The sequence below is a fragment of the Mycobacterium appelbergii genome (assembly GCF_032883035.1).
Lineage (GTDB): Bacteria > Actinomycetota > Actinomycetes > Mycobacteriales > Mycobacteriaceae > Mycobacterium > Mycobacterium appelbergii.
This window is the reverse complement of record NZ_JAMQTH010000023.1, coordinates 62,269-79,955: the sequence shown is the minus strand read 5'-3', so window position 1 is coordinate 79,955 and position 17,687 is coordinate 62,269. Positions and strand designations below refer to the sequence as shown.

Below are 17,687 nucleotides of genomic sequence, written 5' to 3'. Positions count from 1 at the left end.
TGGGCTCTGTCATTCTGTTCGGCTCGCGTGTGCGAGCAACCATGAACAACGGATGGAGCACATACGATGACTACCTACCAGGTGAAGACTGCCGCTAATGCGCATCGCGACGCGATCCACACACCGCCGAATGTGGCGCCGCCCAGTGCCAGATCTCGGACTACGACGAGAAGGAACGCTCTCGGCGCCCTTGCCGTGGGCATGCTGTTGGCCATCGGTGGCACCACGTTGTGGGCAGTCAATACGCCCACTGGGGGACTCGACGTGGCTGCGCCGCCAGTGCAGTTGGCCGGCGCCGTCACCAGCATCGAGGAGCACGCCGAACCGCACGTCCGAGCCTTCTCCGGCCCCATGGTCCCCTTGGAACCCGCGTCGACGGTCAGTCAGCGCAACGCGGTGCGCGCCGCCGAGAATTACCTCGACTACACCGCCTTCTCCAGGCAGGGCCTCATCCAGCAATTGGAATACGAGGACTTCTCAACCGCAGACGCGACTTTCGCCGTCGACCACATCACCGTTGACTGGAATGAGCAAGCCGCGAAAGCGGCGACGGCTTACCTGGACTATTCAGCGTTCTCCCGTGGCGGACTCATCGAGCAGCTTGAGTACGAGGGATTCACCCCGGCGCAGGCGGCCTACGGAGCCACGGCAGCTGGGCTGTAGTGGCGGGTCTCCGCTTGTCAGTCCACCTAGGTCGAGCCTCGATTTTTTCGTCGGGCGGTGCGGTGGTCGACAGTGTGCCCGGGGACTTACCCAACGCTTGTCGGTGGCAGGCGTGATACTGAGCGCCTCCCGTGAGCGCCGGCCCAGCCAGCCGGGGGAGTCGTTCTGACCCTGAACCCGATAACGGAAGCGGCGTGGAACCCATCGCGTTCTCGTCGTAGGCCTCACCGTTCGATCGTTGCACGTGGGTATGACGCGGGGTAATGCTATGTCCCTGCGCGCGAAGCTCTTCGGTCATACCCACGGCGTCGAGCAACACGTAATCCAGATGCCGATTCTCGTCGAAATCGGCCTTGTCGATCAGTCGCACCTCGGCGTGCGGCATGCCCTCGGGCACATCGCTTTCCGGAATCCGGCAGCGCGATACCACCGCACTCACCTCCGCGGGCAGTCGGCGCAGTGTCGCTCACACTGCCGGGCAGGACTTTGGGGTCGTGCGGGTGCTGGGTGCGGACATCGTCGCGCGTAGTCGTGGCGATCGCCGACCGGCAGCCTGCAACGTCGCGACCACACAACCGTTGTTCGCGAAGTCCGCCCGGCGCGAGGTCTCCGCCTCGTCGAACCGCTGCGACCGGAGGTCGTGGAGATCAGCATCGATGTGGCGCAACGCGATCCGAACATCCGGCCGGTGGTCAACGGGCAGCGGGGGCCTGTCAGAAGCTCAGAATCCCTGTGTGCGCCGCTTCATAGTTTTTGGCGATACGATCTCTCACCCATTCCAATGGGTTCGAGTAGGACTCATACTCGGATCTAGCGATTTGAGTGAGCTCCTCCAGCGGCAGATCCGGCCGTTTTGCGAAACGAGTAAAGTATTGCCATCGGTCTGCGCGTAAGCCGAATTCGTTAGGTGCGTTCAGCGGTGCAATCATACAGTTGATTTCACCTTCCCGGGAGGACTTGTAAATCTGGATCTTACAGTCATCGGAGCGGTAGTAAACGATATGACGACTGCCTCCCCTCTCGTCAGAGCCGTCGTCGATTCCGTCGAGCGCGAAGCCCAATTCAGCTAGCAGCGGTCCTACAATCTCCTCAACTTCTGCAAGAAAATTGGTATTCATCATTGTCCGCCTTTCACATATACCCAGGAATCTCCGACCCGCTAATACCCGTAAGAGGCGGCGTGCTTACTTAGAATTCTACCTCCATTGCTGAGAATGATCCGGGACGCGCGATAACCATATCGTCAAGCGACGACTATTTTCCGTGGTCGAAAACATAATCAACCCGTCCCACATGATTCTCCAGCTGCGTGCGGAGGAATTGTTCGTTGACCGGCCAGCCCAGGGCTTTCGCCTGAGCGCCGTGCTGTAGTCGCCACAATTCGGTCAGGCACTTCTTCGCCGGGTCGGTGGGCACAGGCACCAGATACGGCAGAATGCGCCATCAAAGTCTTCTGTCGTTTCGGGCGCGGGATGGCGTTCAGCGCATCCCAGTGCGAGCCGATTCCGTAAGCTCGGACCTATCGGTACGAGGTAGCCAGGAGGACGGGCAATGCTTTCTGCGCGCGAAAAAATTCTCGTGGAAGGCCAGCATGATTGGGTCAAACTCTGGGAGGTGCACCGGCACGTTGCGGAGGAGAACCTTTCGGCCAGTCTCGATCAAGTCCAGCGCAAAACGCTGAGCCTGGTCCGTCTGCTGGTTACCGAGGGAGTAGCCGAGGTCGGCGACCTGCGCGACCATGGCGCACGATTCGAACCCTGGAATAGTTCGGTTGAGGAATCGATCCGGCGGATATCGGCCGAGTATGTTGACCGGTTTGATGATCGGGCGGGTTGGCCGTGGACACTGTGGCTGCGAATTACTGACGAGGCCAAAGTCTTGGGCAGGTCGTACCAACCCGCATACGAGCTATGGTTGCGTGAGCTACGCGAGCGGGGACGAGAAGACTCACCGTTACCTCTTAGTTTGGAACCGGGCGGTGTCACTAACGAGGTATGAACTGTTGTTCTCCAACATGTTTCGGATTGATTTACCGTGTCGGTGTGATTAAGTCCGTCTCAGCCAGCTGACATATTGGGCTATCGCCGATCATCCAATGCAGCTGCCAGCTCATCGAAATCGATCCGACCCGACATGAACTGCTCAATCGGGTCAAGCTGATAGCCATGCGCAGCAAGGTATTCCAGGTATGTGACTCCCGGACCTGGCGGCTGCCGTCGTCGCAGCGCCCGAGACAACCCCCACTCGAACGCCCCAAACACCGACGCCACCACCCCGAGCGCAGCCTGCCCCGGCTGCAAACCTCCGAACACATCTTCATGCTCGCCGTCGACACCCAACAGCTCATTCGCAGCCACGGTCATGCTTGCCGGGCACAGATCCTGCGCGATCGAACGCATATTGCGGGCCGCGAACAGTTCAGCGTCGGCCAGCCCGCTGACGGACTGCAAATACGCACGTACCCAAGCGCGCCGTGGCCCCTGGCTCTCCCTGGCCAGCGCATCGAGCCGCCGAAGCAACCGCCAATCCTGCTCCGCATCGTCGTCAGCCTCCGACGCTGACCGGACAGCCTCAACCCCTGTCCAGGACGGCCTTGCCGCCACTTCACTCAACGTGACCGGACGCGCAACCGAGAACGTCAGGTACGCAGCATGCACAACCAGCAGCGGTGCCCGACGCGCCAAATCAGCCACCGTCCGCGGATACTCCCCGGCCAGGCACAGGTACCGCTCCTGGCGTAGATGATCACGCGTATAGATCAAGCCGAGCGTCCAACCGGGCCCGTCCTCGCCGATGTCCTGATAGACCCGCCACCCGGCGAAACCACCGACGCCCGGAAGGTATCGCTTGGCCATGAGCGCAAGCAGTTCAGCGATCGACGTGGTACCGGGCAGCTCCCACGCCTCACGATGTGAATCGACGTCGTCGCCCATCGCGACCGAATTCCGGTCGACAATCAATCTGTACTGGCTCGGCGTTTCCTGTTCAGTCGTCACGCCCACTTGTCCTCCCACGTCGCCAACTCTGACACCAACAATGTGCCACGCGCCGCCTTGCTATTTCGAGCTGATCCCACCCCACGAATCAGGCACCATGGCGATATGCCGCTCTCTGAAACGACACTGCTGCACGCGGCCGGTGACGTGGTCTACGCCCGGGGCGAGGACTACGTCCGGTATGTCGCAGGCCTCCGCACGACCGAGTTCAAGGCCTACGCGTCGATCCAGGCCAAGCGGGTCTACACCGTGGAGCTCGACTGGTCCGGTCCACTGCCCGATGGATCGTGCACCTGTCCGCACCACGCCGACGGCAACTTCTGCAAGCATTTGGTCGCCGTTGGACTTGCCGCGATCGACAGCGGGCGGGTCGCCGTCGATGACGCAGATAACAGCACGGCTGTGGAGGCAGTCGTCCAGTCGATGGACGTCGAGGAGCTGCGTGCCCTCGTTATGACCCTCGCGCAGCGCGACGCAGGTGTACGCCGGTTGCTGGAAATTCGCGCCACGACAGCGTTCGGTGACGACACGCAGGCCAAAGCGGAACTGGAAACCTATGTGCGAAACATGTTGACGTTCCGCGGATATATCGACTATCGACGTTCCTTCGAGGTCGCGGAAGCGGCCAGTGAAATGCTCGACGAACTCGAGAACCACATCGACAGCGGGGCCGCCGAACTCGCACGCCCAGCCCTGCTGCGGGCGGTCACCAGCCTGCGCGAAATCATGGAGCACGTCGACGACTCCTCGGGCTCGATCGGCGATCAATGCCAGCGGGCTGCCGACCTCTACGCGCGGGCCTGCCGGCTGGGCGAGCCCGACCCGGTCAAGCTCGCGACGTGGCTGGTGAAATTCCGCGCCGATTCGCCCGGGTGGCCGAACGTGGTGTTGGCGGACTTCGTGGACGCCTTCGATGACAAGGCACTCAAGACCTACCGCCGGGCGGTGGCAGCGCTGGACCGCAGGCTCGCAGACCGCGATCACCTCCACCGGTTCGAGGCTGACACCATGCTGTTGGAACTTGCCGACCACGACGGTGATCTCGACCGGGCCATCCAATTGCTCAGTCAGGGAGACCACTCGAAGTACGGGGCGATTGTCGACCGGTTGCGCGCCGCCGGACGCGGCGACGATGCGGTGGCGTGGATCGATCAGGCAGTCGCGGAAGGTCGAATCAGCAGTCACGGTGGTGGCAACGAATATTGGCTGCACCCCGACCATGTCGCCAAGACCTATGTGGAACTGGGCCGCATCGACGACGCAATCGGTGTTCTTCGCACCGACTTCGTCGGACAACCGTCGGTGGGCAGCTATCGGGCGCTGCGCGATTTCGCCGCCGGCGTCGACCGTGAAGACGCCGAACATGCCTGGGCGTTGGCCCACGCGAAACAACTGGCCACGGACCGGTTCGCGAAGGGCGCGGTCCTGGTGCAGCTCCATCTGAGCGATGGCGATATTGAGGCCGCGTGGCGGGCCGCCGAGCGCTACGGGCCGGGTTGGGCGTGGAAGGAGTTGGCGGTCCGGGGCGCGGACGCTCGGCCTGTCGCCGCGGCCGATCTGTACCGGCCGGAGCTCGAAAAGGATCTGCGCTACCCCAACTCCGCGATCTATCCGGACATCGCCGAACGCCTGGTGACAATGGCCAACCTGTACGAACGAGGTGGCCGCAGTGCTGATTTCGCATCGTTCATCGCCCAGATCCGTCAGCAATACGGCAGGCGGCCCGCCCTGATGAAGGCGTTGGACGCGAAAAAACTTTAAGTCGCGCCGTGGGTTTCGACGTAGAGCGCATAGAGGGAGTGGGAGGCCGCCATGTACAGCCGATTGTTCTCCGGCCCACCGAAGGTGAGGTTGGGGCAGCGTTCGGGGAGTCGGATGAAGCCGATCGCCTTGCCTTGTGGGTTGAACACTATGACGCCGTCGAGATCCTCTGGCTTGCCGCGGAGTTCGTAAACCTTACGGCCGCCGACGTCGGACGGTTCGGCCTGCAGTAGGCCGTTGCTGCCCCAGCCGCACCAGAGATTGCCGTCGCGGTCGACGGTGAAACCGTCGAGCGCACCTTGGTCGGCGGCGTCAATCAGCTTGGTCTTGTTGCCGACGGTGCCGTCGTCGCCGACGTCGTAGCTCCACAGACTGCGGTTCGGGGTGCCCTTCCACTCGATCACGTAGAGCTTCTTCTCGTCGGGGGAGAAGGCCAGGCCGTTCGGATTGACGAGATCGGTGATGACCGCGGTGATCTGCTCGTCCGGGGTGATCCGATAGACGTTGGTGGTGGCCTGCTCGGGTTCGGCGGGGCTGCCTTCCCACTCGCCGTTGATGCCGAACAGCGGATCGGTGAACCAGATGGTGTCGTCGGACTTCACCACGATGTCGTTGGGCGCGTTGAGGGGCTTGCCTTCGAAACTGTCGACCAGCACCGTGATGTCGCCGTTCTCCTCGGTGCGGGTGACGCGGCGCGTCACGGAGTGCTCGCAGGTGAGGAGCCGGCCCTGGCGGTCACGCGTATTGCCGTTGGCGTAGTTGGCGGGCCTGCGGAATTCTGTGAAACTGTTGTCCTTCTCGTCGAACTTCATGATCCGGTTGTTCGGAATGTCGCTGCACAGCAGGTATCCGTCGTCGGGAAAATAGACCGGTCCCTCGGCCCAGCGCATACCGGTGGCGACCTGCTCGAGGCTGCTCGAATAGATTCGGTACTTGGCGAAGCTCGGGTCGAGGATCTCGACGGCCGGGTCGGGATAGCGTTGGTTCGGCCGGAACGTTGGCGGCTGGGGCGGCGACCCGGGCAGGTTCGGAGACGCTTGCGGCGGTGACGGTTCCGAGCACGCGCTCGTGGTGATGGCGGCGACCACGGCGGCCGCGGTGCCGAACAGCATGCTGCGCCGTGTGGTGTCCATCGAGTCTCTTTCAGACAGGGCTCGTGCCGGTTCCAACCTGATCGCTGTGCGTGAACCTACGCAGGATTTGAAGGGCGGTCTAATCCCTTTCTGACATCGATCGATGCCGCTCCAGCATTGATCCGTGGTTGACACCGAAGGCATGTCAGAGTCCCTGAGTAGCCTCCGCGTATGAAAGACAAGCGACGTGAGCACAAAGCCAAACAGGCTCGTCGTGATCGACGGCGGGCCAAGAAACGCGACCGGGAAGCTCGTCCCGACACGACCTTCAGAGATGCGATACGCAAAACCCGTGCGGGCGGACATCCCCTCAACCTGCTTGGCGCGGCCAGCTACGTGATCCAGAAGGGCAAGTCCGACCTGCTGGCCTGGCCGAAGGTGGAGCGCGACTCCGGCTTCCTAGGCCGGTTCGTGGACGGCATGATCGGTGAGCCGAATCGGGAGACCACGACGCTGCTGGCCGTGCTTGCCGAACTTCTCGTCGACGATCCAGAGGTCCAGCTGCGATGCCGAGACGCGGTGGCTGAGCGCAACGACCCTCTACCGCAATGGGTCACCGGTCTTTCGCAGGTCGAGGTGTACCGCGCGGTGCGCATAGCTGATGTGCTCGGCGACGCCGACGAACTCGTGATCGGCGCGCGACTCAATGGCAAACACGAGCTGACTGCGGCCGTTCTGATCGACCACAATGCGCTGTCCAGTGTCGTCGATGCCGCCGTTGTGTTCTATCCGATTGACGAGGGTCTTGCACAGGCGGCGGAATCCAGCAGTGACACTTACGTCGTTGAGATGGCACCGGCAGATGCCCGGACGTGGATCGAGGATGCGCTCGCCCAGCCAACATTGAGCCGTGCGACCGATACCTGGCCGCAGTCCCGGGCCCTGATTCAGTGGTTGGTACGGCAGCTGCCCGAAGGTGGTGCGGACCGGCCACCCACCGACTGGGCGGCGGCCGAGGAACTTTGCGACAACTTCTTCGCTACCGACTCTGCGGCACCGTTCACCGACCCCGGCCATCGGGAGGTGCTGTTGGAACTCATCGAGTCCGGTCCGGGTGATCCGCTGCGATGGAGCGCGGCGCGCGTCGAGCACGTGATCGGCGGCTCGCCCTATTACGACGACCACATTGCGCTGGAGATCGCGCTGGATGCTCCCGATCTGTTACGCGCGTTCATTCCATATGCTCACGCGCAGAGCGGGATTCGGGACGAATTGACGTCAGGCGCGGTCGCGGTGATCGACAAGTTGAGGTCGCACTACAAGCGGGAGGTGCTGAGGGAGGCAGGGCATTGGGGTTACCTTGATGCGGGCTAGCTGAACGGACGATGCGATTCGTGCTGCTAGCAATTTGCTACCAGCAAGCGAGCAAGATGAGTACGGTCGGAATATGCGAACGCTGCATCTGCGTAACGTCCCCGACGACGTCATGGATCGACTCGAACGGATGGCGCGTGCAGCGGGCACGTCGGTTGCAGCGGTCGCAATCCGCGAACTCGATGCTGCCACCCGCCGAGTCGACAATGCGGCATTGCTCGTCACGCTGCCCGATCTCAATATCTCGACAGGGACCATCGTCGAGCAGTTGGAGTTCGAACGCAGGTGATCGTCCTCGACACGGCGGCCCAGCGCTGCTGCTGTGATGCGAGTGGTGCTGGCTGCGCGTCACCCCCACCCGACGCGCCCGAGCTCAGTCGTCCCCACCGGCCCATTCGCCGCGGGTGTGTTCGAGGTGTGCGCGCGTGAGCCGGTCCACCTCCGGTGCGTCACCCGCGTCGATCGCGGCGAGTAAAAGACCATGCTCGGCCGCGGAGGCACCGAGCTGGTCTTGGCGTGCCAGCGCCTTCAGTCCGTAAAGCCGGGTCTGATCCCGCAGATTCGCCACGATGGACACCAGCCGCGCGTTGCCGAGCAGCCCCAGCAGTTCCAGGTGGAACGCCCGGTCGGCTTCCAGAAATCGGATGACGTCACGATCTGCCGCGGCCTGCTCGATGTCCTTGGCCAGCGAATCCAACCGTTCCCGGTTGCCGGCGATTCCGCGTTCGGCGAGCTGGACCATGGCTGGCACCTCCAGCAGCAACCGCAGCTGGTAGATCTCGTCGAGGTCGGTATCGGCCAGCGGCACCACCCGGAATCCCCGGTTGGGCACCGCCTCCATCAACCCCTCGTGCACCAGCGTGAGCATCGCCTCGCGCACCGGGCTGTTGGACACACCGAGCCGCTCGGCCAGGGCGGCCGCGGAATAGATGTCACCAGGCTTGATCTCGCCGGAGACCAGCGCCTGACGTAGGACGTCGAGTGCCTGCTCGCGCAGGCTCACTCGACGCAGAGCCGTGCTCAAAAGACCCTCCGATCGCTGCCCCTCTTGACAGAGTATTGCCGAGGCACAACTATAGCCGCTTATCGGTAATCGATTACCGGCTACCAAGGAGAAGGATGCCCATCCGGCGCCACCACGGCTACTGCACCTTGTGCCGTTCGCGGTGCGGTGCGGTGTACTCGGTGGACGGCGATCGACTCGTGTCCGTCGCACCCGATCCGGACCATCCGACCGGTGCCGCGTTGTGCCCGAAAGGCCGGGCTGCACCGGAGATCGTGCACAGCCCCCGTCGGCTCATCCGCCCACTGCGCCGCACCAATCCGAAGACCGCCGACGATCCGGGCTGGGTGGAGATCGGGTGGGACGAGGCGTTGACCGAGATCGCCACCCGGTTCGACGAGATTCGCCGCGAGAGCGGCCCGGAGGCGGTCGCGTTCTCGGTGACGTCGCCCAGTGGCACCCCGATCTCCGACGGCATCGACTGGGTGGAGAGGTTCATCCGGCTCTTCGGCAGCCCGAACATCTCCTACGCGACCGAAATCTGCAACTGGCACAAGGATCACGCACACGCCTTCACGTTCGGCCGTGGCATTCCCGCCGCCGACTACGCGAACACCGACCTGGCCATGTTGTGGGGACACAACCCGGCCCGCGTCTGGCTGGCCCAGTCCACTGCGGTCGCAACCGCCCGAGCCCGCGGAGCCAGGGTGGCGGTGGTCGACCCCCGGTCAGCGGGCAGCGGCGCGCAGGCCGACCTGTGGGTACGGGTGCGGCCCGGCTCCGACGGGGCGTTGGCCCTCGGGCTGGCCAACCGGCTCATCGAGTCCGGCCGGTTCGACGAGGAGTTCATCCGGCGGTGGAGCAACGGTCCGTTGTTGGTGCGCGAAGACACCGGCCGGTTCCTGCGGGGTGACGACCTGGCCGCCACCGAGGCGCCGGAGTGCTACGTCGGATTCGATGGCGTCCAGGTGGTGCCCTACGACACCCGTTATCCCGCACCGGACGGACTGGTGTTGGACGGTGCAGTCGTCGTGACCACCCGTGACGGTAACGTGCGCTGCACCACGGCCTTTCAGCGGTACCGGCAGCTGTGCGCCGAGTGGCCACTGGACCGGGTCGCGGCGGTCACCTGGGCGCCGAAGGAAGACATCGCCGCGCTCGCCGACGCGATCGCCGACGCGCAGCGGGTGTCCTACCACAGCTGGTCCGGGGTGGGACAGCACACCAACGCGACGCAGACCGATCGGGCGATCGCCTGCCTGTACGCGCTCACCGGCTCCTTCGACACCCCCGGCGGCAACGTGATTCACCCCGCGCTGCCGGTCAACGCCGTCACCGGCTTCGACCAGCTCGGCGCGCAGCGCGCCAAGGCGCTCGGTGCCGACGAACGACCCCTCGGGCCGCCGTCGCAGGGCTGGGTCACCGCCCGTGACCTGTACACCGCGATCCTCGACGAAAAGCCGTACCCGGTACGCGCATTGATGGGATTCGGTTCGAATCTGCTGGTTTCCCAGGCAGATCCGATCCGGGGTCGCGATGCGTTGCGGAGCCTGGACTTCCATGTCCACGCCAACCTGTTCATGAATCCGACCGCCGAGCTCGCCGACATCGTGCTGCCGGTGAACAGCCCGTGGGAGCGCGAAGCGCTCAAGACCGGTTTCGAGATCAGCCACGAGGCGCAGGAGCGGGTGCAGCTGCGTGGCCGGATGGTCCCGCCGGTCGGGGAGAGCCGGTCCGACACCGAGATCGTCTTCGCGTTGGCGACCCGGCTCGGGTTGGGCGAGGACTTCTTCGGCGGCGACGTCGAAGCCGGATGGCAGCACGTGCTCGACCCGCTCGACATCACCGTGGCCGAGCTGAGGGAGCGCCCCGAAGGCATGCGCATACCGCTGCCGCGGCGGTACCGCAAGTACGCCGACCCTCTCCCGGACGGCGGGGTCCGCGGATTCACCACCGAAACCCGCAGGGCCGAACTGTATTCCGAGCGGTTGGCGCGCCACGGCTACGATCCGTTGCCCGGCTACGTCGAGCCCGCCGACTCCCCGGTGGGAGACGGTGCCGACCCGGGGTTCCCCCTGGTGCTCACCTCGACCAAGACCAGCCGCTTCTGCCACACCCAGCACCGCGGCATCGCGTCGCTACGCACTCGCGCGGCGGAACCCACGGTGTGCCTCAACCCAGAACTGGCTGCGCAACGGGGCATCGCGGGCGGGGACTGGGTGGAGCTGGCCACCCGCCACGGCCGGATAAGGATGCGCGCCGAGCTCGACCCGGCCCTGCACGACAGGGTGGTGGTCGCCGAATACGGATGGTGGGAGTCCGCCCCCGATGTCGGCCTGCCCGGATACGACGCGTTCTCCGCCGCCGGCAGCAATTTCAACCTGCTCGTCCCTGCCGATCACGCCGACCCGATCAGCGGTTCGGTGCCGCACCGCTCGCTGGTCTGCGACATCCGCAAGGCTGCCGACCCCCGACCGTCCTGGCCGGGCCTGCGGCCGTTCACCGTGACAAGCGTGGTGACCGAGGCGACCGACGCCGTCTCGATCCACCTGCGGCCGTCGAACGGCGCAGCCCCGCCGGACTTCCGCCCCGGCCAGCACGTCACGGTGCACCTCGACGACATGCCCGACGGCACGGCCAACAGGTCCTACTCGCTGTCCGGGCCGGCTATCCAGGCCGACCGGCGTGGCTACCGGATCACCGTGAAGCGGGGGGATGGACCGGTGTCGTCGCACCTGACCCGCGCGCTTCGCCCCGGCGACACCGTCGGGCTGAACGCCCCCGCCGGCCGGTTCGCCCTGCCCGCCGAGCCGGATCTGCCGGTGGTGCTGATCGCCGGCGGCATCGGCATCACCCCGTTCATGAGCTACCTGGAGACCCTGGCCGCACGGCACGCCCGCGACCGGATCGCGCTGTACTACGTCACCCGGGACGGCGCACACCACGTGTTCAAACAACAAGTGGCCGAGCTGAAGACGTCGCTGCCCGGGCTCCAGGTGCACACGCGCTACAGCAGGCCGCGGTCAGGCGACCGGCTCGGATCGGACTACGACGCCGCAGGCAGGATCACCGCCGACGACGTGGCGACCGCGTTGATCGCCGAGCGGGCCCGGTTCTATCTGTGCGGACCCGACGAGATGATCCGGCAGCTGCGCACCGGGTTGGTCGGCCGTGGCGTCCCCGGATTCGACATCTTCGAGGAGCGGTTCAGCTCGCCGGTGCCGACCTGGGCACCCCCGCCCGACGCCGCCCACGCGGTTCGCTTCGTCCGCAGTGGGCGCGACGCGACGTGGACACCGGCCGACGGGAGTCTGCTGTCCTTCGCCGAATCACACGGTGTCGCGATCGGCAGCGGATGCCGCACCGGCCAATGCGAAAGCTGCGAAGTTCCAGTGCTTTCCGGCGCTATCCGCTACCTGGTTCCCGAAGCCGACCCTGGTGACGAAGCCCGGTGCCTCACCTGCCAGGCGGTACCCGTCTCCGACCTTGCCATCGACGCCTGAATCTGGAGTGACCAACGTGCGAATGATCCAAGCGGCGGACGTCGCCGAGCGGTTGCCCTTCGACCGTCTGGTGCCCGCGCTGCGCTCGGCGTTCGTGTCCGGCGCCGAGGTGCCAACCCGTCACCACCACGACGTCGGCGCGGCCGGAACCCTGCTGCTGATGCCGTGTTGGGTCGACGGGGGGTTTCTCGGCGTGAAGGTCGCCGGCGTCTTCCCGGGCAACCGTGACCACGGCATGCCGTCACTGCACTCGACCTACCTGCTGTGCGATGCCACCACCGGAGAGCAGTTGGCCGTCCTCGACGGCGCCGAGCTGACCCGCCGCCGCACCATCGCCACCGCCGCGCTGGCCGCGGACTACCTGGCGCGGCCGAACGCACAGACCCTGCTCGTCGTCGGCAGCGGGGCGGTGGCTTCGCTTGCCGCACACGCCTACTCCGCGATCCGCCCCGTCGAAGACGTACTGGTGTGGAACGTCCGCCCCGCAGGCGCCGAAGCACTCGCGGCGGCGATGCGCGACGACGGGTTCGATGCCCGAGCGGTGACCGACCTGGCGACCGCGGCCGCCGAGGCGGACATCATCAGCTGCGCGACGCTGGCCACGACACCGCTTTTACACGGGGCCTGGCTGCGCCCCGGTGTCCATGTCGACCTCGTCGGCAGCTTCCGCCCCGATATGCGCGAGGCCGACGACGAATTGGTCGGTACCGGAAGTCTTTTCATCGACACGATGGATGCGATCGAGGAATCGGGCGACCTGACGCAGTCGTTGCGCGACGGCGCCCTGAGCGCCGAGGACATCCGCGCCACCCTGACCGGACTGTGCCGCGGGGAGCACGCCGGTCGGCGGGACGCCGCGGAGATCACCGTGTTCAAGTCGGTCGGTACCGCGCTGACCGACCTGGCGGCCGCCACCGTCGTCTATGAATCCGTCACCGGCACATCGAGAGGGTAAAACCATGTCGCAGGCAACGCAGAATCGGGAGACGTTTCTACAGCGCGCCGCCGGCGGGTTGAGTCGGTGGAGCCTGCGGTGGGTGCCCGATGCCTGGGTCGTCGTGGTGTTGCTGACGTTCGTGGTGTTCATCCTGACGTTCTTCCTGGGCCCGGGTGAGCTGGGCCTGGGCAAGGCCGGCGACCTGATCGCCGGGTGGGGCGACGGGTTCTGGGAACTGCTCGAGTTCGGCATGCAGATGGCCATGATCATGCTCACCGGATTTGTGGTGGCCACCTCACCGCCATTCCGGCGGCTGCTGACCTGGGTGGCCGACCGGCCGAAAGGGCCCAAGAGCGCGGTCGCGGTGATGGCGGCGACCAGCATGATCTTGGTGCTGATCAACTGGGGACTCGGATTGATCGCATCGGCAGTGTTGGTGCGCTACATGGCCGTCCGTCAACCGAAGGTCGATTATCGGCTTCTGGTGGCGGCCGCGTATCTGGGGATGGCCGGCACCTGGCACGCCGGACTGTCGGCGTCGGCGCCGCTGCTGGTCGCCACCCCGGGGAACTTCGCCGAGCAGTACTACGGTCGGCTGATCCCGGTCAGCGAGACGATCTTCTCGCCGTTCAATCTGGTTCTGACACTTGTGGTCATCGTGCTGTGGGTGGTCATGACGCCGCTGCTGCACCCGAGAGCGGACCGGACCGTGCCCCCGCCCGCCGGCATCGCCGAGGCAGACGAACTGGACGAGGAGAGCGTCCGCGCCGAGGGCCCGGGCGCGGCGACCGCCCCGGCCCGGCCGACACCGGCCGAGCGCATCGAAAACTCGCGGTGGGTCAACATGGTGATCGGCGGCATCGGGCTGATCTACCTCGTCGTCTACTTCGCCGGACTGAAGGAAGGGATCCTGTCCGGCATCACCCTCAACACCGTCAACTTCATCTTCCTGTTCGTGGGCATCATCCTGCATGGCACGCCGGCATCCTTGCTGAAGCAGGCCGAGCGCGGCGGGTCCTTCGCCTGGGGGATCATCATCCAATTCCCGTTCTACGCGGGGATTCTGGGCATCATCACGGCTACCGGGTTCAGTGAACGCATCGCCGGCTGGTTCACCGCCATCGCCAACGAACACACCTTCCCGGTCGTGACCTACTGGTACTCCGGGCTGGTCAACCTGTTCGTGCCCTCCGGCGGGTCCAAGTTCGCCATCGAAGCGCCCTACATCGCCGAAGCCGCGCAAAACCTGGGCGTCTCACCCGAACTGACGGTGATCGCCTACGCCTGGGGCGATATGGCCACCGATGCGATCCAGCCCTTCTGGGCGCTGCCGCTGTTGGCGATCGCCCGCTTGGGCTTCCGCGACGTGATGGGTTTTCTGCTCACGCTGTTCATCGCCTATTTCGTGGTTGTCTCCGGCGCGTTCCTCGTCGCACCGTTCTTCTTCTGACGAGTGGCCGTGGACCAGCTCAATCCTTGACTACCTCACGCCCCGCGATCGTCTGAGTCCGCTTGTACAGCCACATGATTACCGCCGCGAACGCCACGATCCCGATGATCTGCGCCAAGTTCCCGTCGTTGCCGGTGAAGAGCGCGAACGGATCGTCGTTTCCGGTGCCGGCGACGAATCCGGCGAAGACGACGCCGTAGAGGCTCTCGCCGACGATCATGCCGGTGGCCATCAGGACGCCGAGGCGCTTCTTGCGTTCGACGTCCCCGCCGGTGCGCTGGGCCCACTTGTTGTAGAAATAGCCGAGCAGCCCGCCGAGCGGGATGATCAGCGTCAGGCTCATCGGCAGGTACATGCCCATCCCGACGGCCAGCGGTGGCAAGGCGAATCGGGTTGTGCGGTTCAGGATCTCGTCGACGATGACGACACCGACCCCGATCGCTGCGCCCAGGCCGATCAGTGACCAATCCAGTGATCCGCCGAACACTCCTTTGGCCAGTGAGGAGATCAGTGCGGCCTGCGGCGCGGCCAGGGCGTTGTCGGTGGCGCCGGGCGCACCGAGGAACCCGAAGGCGCTCTGCATCAGGTCGAGCACCGGCGGGATGATCGCCGAACCGAACAGCACGCCGATCACCAACGCCACCTGCTGCTTCCACGGGGTGGCGCCGACCAGTTGACCGGTCTTGAGGTCTTGCAGGTTGTCGTTGGAGATGGTGGCCACGCCGAAGGAGATGGCCGTCGCGAACAGGGTGTAGGCCACCAGTGCGGTGGCCTGGCCCTCGTCGGCGTGGCCGTACACGATCTTGATTGCGAGCGCGGCGATGAGCGCCGTCAGGATGCCCACTCCGGAGATGGGGCTGTTCGACGCGCCGATCAGACCGGCCATGTAGCCGCACACCCCGGCGATCACCAGGCCGATGACGAAGACGAAGACCACACTGATACCGATGATCCCGGCCGAACTGCCTTGCAGAGCGGTGCCGCGGCCGAAATCCCACAGCAGCACGGCGATCGGGATCAGCATCACCACCACGGTGCCCATGACGATGGGGAACGGGATGTCGCGTTGGGTGATGTCGACCAGTTGGCCCTGTCGTCGGTCACGCGCGGAGGTCAGCGCCTCGGTGATGCCCTTGATGATGGGGCGCAGGATCTTCAGCAGTGTCCACACTGCGCCCACTGCGATCGCTCCGGCCCCGATGAACCGCACATCGCTGGCGAACACGCTGTCGATGACGTCGCCGATGGGTTCGCCGGTCCCGAAGGCCCCAATGGTGCGGATCGGCAGCATCACCCCGAACGAGATGACCAACCCGACGAGCATCGCGATACCGACCGTCATCCCGACCAGATGCCCCACCCCGATCAACGCGAAGGACAGGCTGGCGCCGAACATCGAGCCGCCCGCACCGACGCGGAAGTAGGCCGCCACGGAATTGGCGAACACCTTCACGTTGGCCAGTAGCGCGAAACCGGCCGATACCAGCGAGCCGAATGTGATGAGCCGGATACCGATGCGGTTCTCGGTGACACCACTGCTGCTGTCACCGACCTTGAGGACCTCGGCGGCGGCCACCCCTTCGGGAAAGGGCAGATCCGAGCCGGTCACCAGGGCGCGGCGCAGCGGGATGGAGTACATCACGCCGAGGATGCCGCCGACGGCGCAGACAGCCACGCTGGTCCAGTAGGGGAATCCGGTCCACCAGCCGATCATGATCAGCCCGGGCAGCACGAAGATGATCGCAGAGAGCGTGCCCGCCGCCGAGGCGACGGTCTGCACGATGTTGTTCTCCACGATGGAGTGGTTGGCGAAGTTCCGCAGGATCGCCATCGAGATCACTGCCGCTGGGATGGAGGTGGCGAACGTCAAGCCGACCTTGAGGCCGAGGTAGACGTTGGCGGCGGTGAACACCAGCGTGATCACGCCGCCCAGCAGGATCCCGCGGACGGTCAGTTCACGCAGTGTGGGTGTGGCGGGGGTTGCGACAGCCAACTCGGCATCCTCTCGGTGCGTTGCAGCGAGCCACCTTGCACGGCGGTCCGCTGGTACACGTTAAGCCCCGTGAGGCGGTAGCGCGGGTTGATCGGTGCAGCGGCACGACATGATCGGGGAGTGCGCGCAGCCCGGCAAATGAGGCGACCTGCCGCCGCAATGCCGTTACGGCACTTTTGTAACCGCATCCTAAAGCGCAGCAATGCGTCTCGAAATATCAGGCTTGGATCTGCGTCGCGCCAGTCCGGGTCGGCGATCGGAATCTCAAGCTTGTCGGTGGCCGGTGTCATTCTGTTCAGCTCGCTTGCGGATGCACCGTTGCGAAAGGAATCGGACATGACAGATCAGAACGCGCCGGCACCTGGCTGGTACCCGGATCCGGGTGGTCAGCCCGGCCAGCGGTATCACGACGGTCGCCGGTGGACCCAGCATTTCGCGCCCACCCCGCCGGCCGTTCCTCCGCCGCCACCCGCGCAGGCCGTCGCGGTCGCGGTCTCCGCCGGCGGCGGCCCCAACCACGCTGTGCACCTGATCCTCACGCTGCTCACGTGCGGGCTGTGGCTACCGGTCTGGATCCTGGTCGCCCTATTCGGGGGATCGTCGTCCTCGGTGGCGGTCAGCACCGGCGCGGGTGGGATCGCGCGGGTCTCGAATCGCCGGCCGCTGATGGTGGCGGCAGTGTTCGGTGGATTGGTCCTCCTGGGCACCGCCTCCGAACACCCGTGGCTGTTCGTCGTTTTCGCTGTTCTGGGCATCCTCGCCGGGGCCGGTTTCTGGGCGCTCAAGTCCGCGCAGGCACGCGAGGAACAGCAGCGCCAGGAACAGTTCCAGCGGGACATGCTCGCCAACCGGGCCGACTACGAAGACCAGCTGTACCAGGAGGGTGACCCCCGCGGCACCCATGGCCGCTACCTGCCACCGGAATCGCCATGAG

At 65.3% G+C, this 17,687-nt stretch carries 14 protein-coding genes; 9 read left to right on the top strand and 5 right to left on the bottom strand.

The features are described from left to right. Nucleotides 1–66 precede the first annotated feature (66 nt). Entirely contained in the window at nt 67–663 is a 597-nt protein-coding gene (locus tag M1247_RS35175; protein WP_317161085.1) for an Ltp family lipoprotein, read from the top strand. Between the two features lie 713 nt (nt 664–1,376). Here M1247_RS35175 and M1247_RS35170 read toward each other — a convergent pair. Next, nucleotides 1,377–1,784, bottom strand: a complete 408-nt coding sequence (locus M1247_RS35170) for a hypothetical protein (RefSeq protein WP_317161084.1) — start codon at nt 1,782–1,784, stop codon at nt 1,377–1,379. 430 nt (nt 1,785–2,214) lie between these two features. On the opposite strand from M1247_RS35170, the gene M1247_RS35165 reads away from it, so the two are divergent. Continuing rightward, nucleotides 2,215–2,661, top strand: coding sequence for a hypothetical protein (locus M1247_RS35165; protein ID WP_317161083.1), 447 nt, complete (start codon nt 2,215–2,217; stop codon nt 2,659–2,661). A gap of 80 nt (nt 2,662–2,741) precedes the next feature. Here the strand turns inward: M1247_RS35165 and M1247_RS35160 are convergent, their stop codons facing one another. Then, nucleotides 2,742–3,659 (bottom strand): hypothetical protein, encoded by a 918-nt coding sequence (locus M1247_RS35160; RefSeq protein ID WP_317161082.1) that lies wholly within the window; start codon nt 3,657–3,659, stop codon nt 2,742–2,744. A 105-nt stretch (nt 3,660–3,764) separates the two neighbouring features. On the opposite strand from M1247_RS35160, the gene M1247_RS35155 reads away from it, so the two are divergent. After that, a complete protein-coding gene (locus M1247_RS35155) occupies nt 3,765–5,420 on the top strand; it encodes an SWIM zinc finger family protein (protein ID WP_317161081.1) in 1,656 nt (551 codons plus the stop codon). On the opposite strand, the gene M1247_RS35150 is transcribed toward M1247_RS35155, so the two are convergent. Further along, entirely contained in the window at nt 5,417–6,553 is a 1,137-nt protein-coding gene (locus M1247_RS35150) for an SMP-30/gluconolactonase/LRE family protein (RefSeq protein WP_317161080.1), read from the bottom strand. The genes M1247_RS35155 and M1247_RS35150 overlap by 4 nt on opposite strands. Nucleotides 6,554–6,724: 171 nt before the next feature. On the opposite strand from M1247_RS35150, the gene M1247_RS35145 reads away from it, so the two are divergent. Further along, on the top strand, nt 6,725–7,867 hold the full coding sequence (locus tag M1247_RS35145) for a hypothetical protein (protein WP_317161079.1): 1,143 nt from the start codon (nt 6,725–6,727) through the stop codon (nt 7,865–7,867). A 73-nt stretch (nt 7,868–7,940) separates the two neighbouring features. Next, nucleotides 7,941–8,156, top strand: a complete 216-nt coding sequence (locus tag M1247_RS35140; protein WP_317161078.1) for an antitoxin — start codon at nt 7,941–7,943, stop codon at nt 8,154–8,156. Nucleotides 8,157–8,240: 84 nt separating this feature from the next. Here the strand turns inward: M1247_RS35140 and M1247_RS35135 are convergent, their stop codons facing one another. Beyond that, entirely contained in the window at nt 8,241–8,891 is a 651-nt protein-coding gene (locus M1247_RS35135; RefSeq protein ID WP_317161077.1) for a GntR family transcriptional regulator, read from the bottom strand. A gap of 95 nt (nt 8,892–8,986) precedes the next feature. On the opposite strand from M1247_RS35135, the gene M1247_RS35130 reads away from it, so the two are divergent. From M1247_RS35130 to M1247_RS35120, 3 genes are read left to right on the top strand one after another with little or no spacing between them, the layout of a single operon-like run. After that, the gene (locus M1247_RS35130) at nt 8,987–12,373 is read left to right on the top strand and encodes a molybdopterin-dependent oxidoreductase (protein WP_317161076.1); all 3,387 of its coding nucleotides are present in this window, start codon (nt 8,987–8,989) and stop codon (nt 12,371–12,373) included. 22 nt (nt 12,374–12,395) lie between these two features. Further along, the gene (lhpI, locus tag M1247_RS35125; RefSeq protein WP_317161095.1) at nt 12,396–13,328 is read left to right on the top strand and encodes a bifunctional Delta(1)-pyrroline-2-carboxylate/Delta(1)-piperideine-2-carboxylate reductase; all 933 of its coding nucleotides are present in this window, start codon (nt 12,396–12,398) and stop codon (nt 13,326–13,328) included. A gap of 4 nt (nt 13,329–13,332) precedes the next feature. Then, entirely contained in the window at nt 13,333–14,760 is a 1,428-nt protein-coding gene (locus M1247_RS35120) for a short-chain fatty acid transporter (protein WP_317161075.1), read from the top strand. Nucleotides 14,761–14,779: 19 nt separating this feature from the next. Here the strand turns inward: M1247_RS35120 and M1247_RS35115 are convergent, their stop codons facing one another. Continuing rightward, a complete protein-coding gene (locus M1247_RS35115) occupies nt 14,780–16,753 on the bottom strand; it encodes an OPT family oligopeptide transporter (RefSeq protein ID WP_317161074.1) in 1,974 nt (657 codons plus the stop codon). Nucleotides 16,754–17,089: 336 nt separating this feature from the next. Between M1247_RS35115 and M1247_RS35110 the strand changes: the two genes are divergently transcribed. Continuing rightward, a complete protein-coding gene (locus M1247_RS35110; RefSeq protein WP_317161073.1) occupies nt 17,090–17,686 on the top strand; it encodes a DUF2510 domain-containing protein in 597 nt (198 codons plus the stop codon). Nucleotide 17,687 lies beyond the last annotated feature (1 nt).

Coding starts and splice junctions, on each gene's coding strand:
- M1247_RS35175 (WP_317161085.1), top strand. CDS start 67: ATGACTACCTACCAGGTGAAGACTGCCGCTAATGCGCATCGCGACGCG.
- M1247_RS35170 (WP_317161084.1), bottom strand. CDS start 1,784: ATGATGAATACCAATTTTCTTGCAGAAGTTGAGGAGATTGTAGGACCG.
- M1247_RS35165 (WP_317161083.1), top strand. CDS start 2,215: ATGCTTTCTGCGCGCGAAAAAATTCTCGTGGAAGGCCAGCATGATTGG.
- M1247_RS35155 (WP_317161081.1), top strand. CDS start 3,765: ATGCCGCTCTCTGAAACGACACTGCTGCACGCGGCCGGTGACGTGGTC.
- M1247_RS35150 (WP_317161080.1), bottom strand. CDS start 6,553: ATGGACACCACACGGCGCAGCATGCTGTTCGGCACCGCGGCCGCCGTG.
- M1247_RS35145 (WP_317161079.1), top strand. CDS start 6,725: ATGAAAGACAAGCGACGTGAGCACAAAGCCAAACAGGCTCGTCGTGAT.
- M1247_RS35140 (WP_317161078.1), top strand. CDS start 7,941: ATGCGAACGCTGCATCTGCGTAACGTCCCCGACGACGTCATGGATCGA.
- M1247_RS35130 (WP_317161076.1), top strand. CDS start 8,987: ATGCCCATCCGGCGCCACCACGGCTACTGCACCTTGTGCCGTTCGCGG.
- lhpI (WP_317161095.1), top strand. CDS start 12,396: ATGATCCAAGCGGCGGACGTCGCCGAGCGGTTGCCCTTCGACCGTCTG.
- M1247_RS35120 (WP_317161075.1), top strand. CDS start 13,333: ATGTCGCAGGCAACGCAGAATCGGGAGACGTTTCTACAGCGCGCCGCC.
- M1247_RS35110 (WP_317161073.1), top strand. CDS start 17,090: ATGACAGATCAGAACGCGCCGGCACCTGGCTGGTACCCGGATCCGGGT.